The organism is Candidatus Jidaibacter acanthamoeba (assembly GCF_000815465.1).
Lineage (GTDB): Bacteria > Pseudomonadota > Alphaproteobacteria > Rickettsiales > Midichloriaceae > Jidaibacter > Jidaibacter acanthamoebae.
Genome location: NZ_JSWE01000136.1, coordinates 1 through 3,490, shown reverse-complemented (window position 1 = coordinate 3,490; position 3,490 = coordinate 1). Strand labels below are relative to the sequence as shown.

Here is a 3,490-nt window from a genome sequence, read left to right as displayed (position 1 = left end):
CAGCTCCAGCTACGGCGTGGTCTTTACTTGCTCCTTGGCTTAGTAACCATTCCACCAGTTCTTTATGTCCCCCTAGAGCAGCTCCGAATACAGCCTGGCCTTTACTTGCTCCTTGGCTTAGCAACCATTCCACGAGCTCTTTATGTCTACCATGAGCAGCTCCAGCTACGGCGTGGTCTTTACTTGCTCCTTGGCTTAGTAACCATTCCACCAGCTCTTTTTGCCCACCTCGAGCAGCTCCAGCTATGGTGAAGTCTTTACTTGTTCCTTGGTTAAGCAACTTCTTCATGTGCTCGCCATGTCCCCCCATGGCAAACCCATATACTAACAAGTTTTTATTAATACCATAAGGTTCTAAAAATTTAATTGCCTCTACTTCTTCATTGTTTGCTAATATTGCTACCGCACTTAATCCTATTTTATAATCCATTTTATTAATATCCAGGTTAGGTATCCTTTGTAGCTCTTCATGATTGCGGTTCCTGGCGCATTCTATAATTTTTAAAAGAATCGGATCCTCTATCTCATACTCAAATACTTGAGTATCATCAATTCTTGATTCTTTATTAGAAGCAGGTAATGTTTCTTCAATTTTTCTTTTCATATAATTGCTTTTTATTTTTTTATTAATAAGTTTAAGTATAAATATCATATTTTAGTATAAAAATATATATAGAATGTTTATTAAAATAGATAAATAAATGACAATATTAGCAGTAATGGGGTAGTGATACCGAGTATGGAGTCAAGTATAGAATTGTAAAGGGCGCTAAGCTCGCTACAGCGCTATATTAGTTTGCGCGCTCGCTATGGCGCTTAACTATTGTATATTACATATTTTTACAATTGGTTAATCTAAGGTACTTGTAACATTTGTGGGCCAAATTTAGTTTTATGCCTAATAATGCCAAATATTATATGGAGCAATTTTCTCATAATTGCTCCTATAATAACCATGGTATTTTTACTCTTGCTTTTTAATCTACAAGCAAACTCTTTCATTAAAGGGTTATGAGACTTAGCTGATATAGCAGGGAAATATAAAGCTTTTCTTAAATTAGAGGAGCCCATTTTAGATAATCTTGCTCTACCCCTCAATGAAGTGTTGGAAGTTCTTTGTTTGGGAGTAAGTCCGGCATAGGCTGCTAATTGCCTTGCATCATTAAAAGAAGAAAAGTCAGATATTTCAGATAATGGGGTTCTGCCCTTTAACCCTCGTTTTTTCCAGTTATATGTTGTGATGCTAGTAATCACGAGACTTCCGGGTATTTTTTTCCAATATATCCTTTAAGTAAGCAATATTTTCCATATCCAATATGAGTAGAAATAATTTTTCGCAACGGCACCCCAAGCTTATATAAATGAAAGATTTTCTCCTGATCAGCATCATACATTGAATTTTGTAATGTCCCCTTGGGTTTACCAAGTTTAATACCTCTTGCAACCCTGGCATTTAAGACTTCTTTTGTACGCTCTGATATAAAGTCACGTTCCAATTCTGCCATCATAGAGAATATTGTAATTAGTACCTTATTGGTAGTATTATTTGTATCTTTAGGGTTTAGATCTAAGTTTTGTGTGATAAGAATAAGCCTGGATTGTTTATCATGTATAATTGCTTCAATGGTATTTAATGTTTCTTTGATAGAACGACCTAAGCGCGATAGCTCAGAAGCAATTACAGTGTCATTAGGAACTAATTTATATAACAATTCATCTATACGCCTTTGAGCAGTAGATTTGCGTGAAGACATTTCTAATGCAATCCATTCTTTCCATTATTCCTTAAATACAGATGCGACAGAACCCTAAAAGATTGGGAATTACAAAAGCTACAATTTACTACTATTTAATGGAGATGGTACTTTAAAGGAACCTGGAGTAAAGCTATTAGATAGCTTTGAAAAAAGTAAAACATACATATAATGTATTTCAAATTACAGCAAATTAGGTTAACTTAAAGACATTATTGATAATTATATGGGTGCACAGATTGATTATAAACCTCCCCTGCTTAATTATATTATTTGTTTTCAATCAAATTAACTTAGAAAACTATGTCATGAAAAAAAATACACCTTATAACATCTCACCTGCAAATATTATTGATTTTTGGTTTTCTAAAGAAAATCAACCTTTATGGTTTGCTAAAAACAAGAAGTTTGATGCTTTAATAAAAAATAAATTCCACAACGTTTACCAACAGGCAGCTTCAGGTAATCTTGATCATTGGAAAAATACCCCAGAAGGATTATTAGCCTTAATTATTATACTAGATCAATTTCCAAGAAACATGTTTAGAGATAAACCTACAGCTTTTGCAACAGATGAAAAAGCACTATACTTTACAAAGTATGCTATTAACCATGGTTTAAATAATAAATTATCTAAAAAGGAATACCAACACTTCTTATATCTTCCCCTAATGCATAGTGAGAACTTAACTGACCAAAAATTATGCTTAGATTTATTTAAAGAACAAGAAGAACCATTAAAATATGCTAAACTACACTATAACATAATTAATAAATTTGGCAGATTTCCTCACCGTAACAAAATATTGGGTAGAACCTCAACCCAAGAAGAACTAGAGTTTCTTGCACAACCAAATTCATCATTCTAGTCCCATTGATCGCCATGTTTCTTTTACTCTTATAAGAAACAAAAATAGGCACTTTTCCGGTACCGTCAACTTAACTTAGAGTAATAATTTTGTTATATGTAAGAAGTAAGCATTTTGCTATATATTATACATAATAATGTTGAGAAGCAGCCTCATTGAATAATTTAAAAGCAAGCCTCATTTTATTTTTATATTCTGAAGCTTTAAACTTATATCTATTTACTTTTAATAAATTTAAAAATTGACTGCATGATGATAAGAACCGTTGTGTATGTACAGGATCCTTAAATTTTCTCATTTGACGCTCTCTCTGCCTAGTAGGTTGATGAGAGTTTTCTATTAAGTTATTTAATCGCTTATGCTTCCTGTGCTCACTAGATTTAAGTATTGATTTCTTTGCCGATCCGTAACTTCTTAATTTATCAGTTACTATTATTTTTGGTATAAAATTATGCCTCTTCAGTAGCTTTTTAAAAAACCTAAGCGCAGCTTTAGTATTCCTTCTCTTCTGCAATAAAATATCTAACTCTTGCCCCTGATTGTCTATTGCTCGCCATAACCAAAAAACCTCTCTTCTTATTACTACTCTCATTTCATCCAAATGCCACTTATCACCAGGAATATAACTTCTCTTCTTACCTATATTATTTGCTATTATTGAGCCAAACTTCTTATTCCATTCTCTTATACTTTCATGACTTACCTCAATATTCCTATACAACAATATTTCTGATATATCTCTCAAGCTTAAAGAATACCTGTGATATAACATAACTAACATATCTTATTATTTTACGTTGGTACCTATGCCTCTTATACATCACTAGACCTATATATTTTTATATTAATATTATATACTAGCTTAAT

Annotated in this window: 5 protein-coding genes; 1 reads left to right on the top strand and 4 read right to left on the bottom strand. The window is 32.5% G+C overall.

The annotated features are described in order from the left end of the window. The 3 genes from NF27_RS06925 to NF27_RS06915 all read right to left on the bottom strand — a co-directional run. The coding region (locus NF27_RS06925; protein WP_161791825.1) for an ankyrin repeat domain-containing protein at positions 1 to 604 on the bottom strand (604 nt) is incomplete at its 3' end. Between the two features lie 251 nt (positions 605 to 855). Next, the gene (locus NF27_RS06920) at positions 856 to 1,254 is read right to left on the bottom strand and encodes an IS110 family transposase (RefSeq protein WP_039457495.1); all 399 of its coding nucleotides are present in this window, start codon (positions 1,252 to 1,254) and stop codon (positions 856 to 858) included. Beyond that, positions 1,251 to 1,754, bottom strand: a complete 504-nt coding sequence (locus NF27_RS06915; RefSeq protein WP_084212854.1) for a recombinase family protein — start codon at positions 1,752 to 1,754, stop codon at positions 1,251 to 1,253. Before NF27_RS06915 ends, NF27_RS06920 begins: the two co-directional genes overlap by 4 nt. A gap of 308 nt (positions 1,755 to 2,062) precedes the next feature. Here NF27_RS06915 and NF27_RS06910 point away from each other — a divergent pair, with 308 nt between their 5' ends. Next, positions 2,063 to 2,623: a DUF924 family protein gene (locus NF27_RS06910; RefSeq protein ID WP_204367878.1), complete on the top strand. Its 561-nt coding sequence runs from the start codon at positions 2,063 to 2,065 to the stop codon at positions 2,621 to 2,623. Between the two features lie 124 nt (positions 2,624 to 2,747). Here NF27_RS06910 and NF27_RS06905 read toward each other — a convergent pair whose 3' ends face one another. Then, complete coding sequence (locus NF27_RS06905) at positions 2,748 to 3,404, bottom strand: IS6 family transposase (RefSeq protein ID WP_084212852.1); 657 nt, start codon at positions 3,402 to 3,404, stop codon at positions 2,748 to 2,750. Between the last annotated feature and the right edge of the window lie 86 nt (positions 3,405 to 3,490).

Coding starts and splice junctions, on each gene's coding strand:
- NF27_RS06910 (WP_204367878.1), top strand. CDS start 2,063: ATGAAAAAAAATACACCTTATAACATCTCACCTGCAAATATTATTGAT.
- NF27_RS06915 (WP_084212854.1), bottom strand. CDS start 1,754: ATGTCTTCACGCAAATCTACTGCTCAAAGGCGTATAGATGAATTGTTA.
- NF27_RS06905 (WP_084212852.1), bottom strand. CDS start 3,404: ATGTTAGTTATGTTATATCACAGGTATTCTTTAAGCTTGAGAGATATA.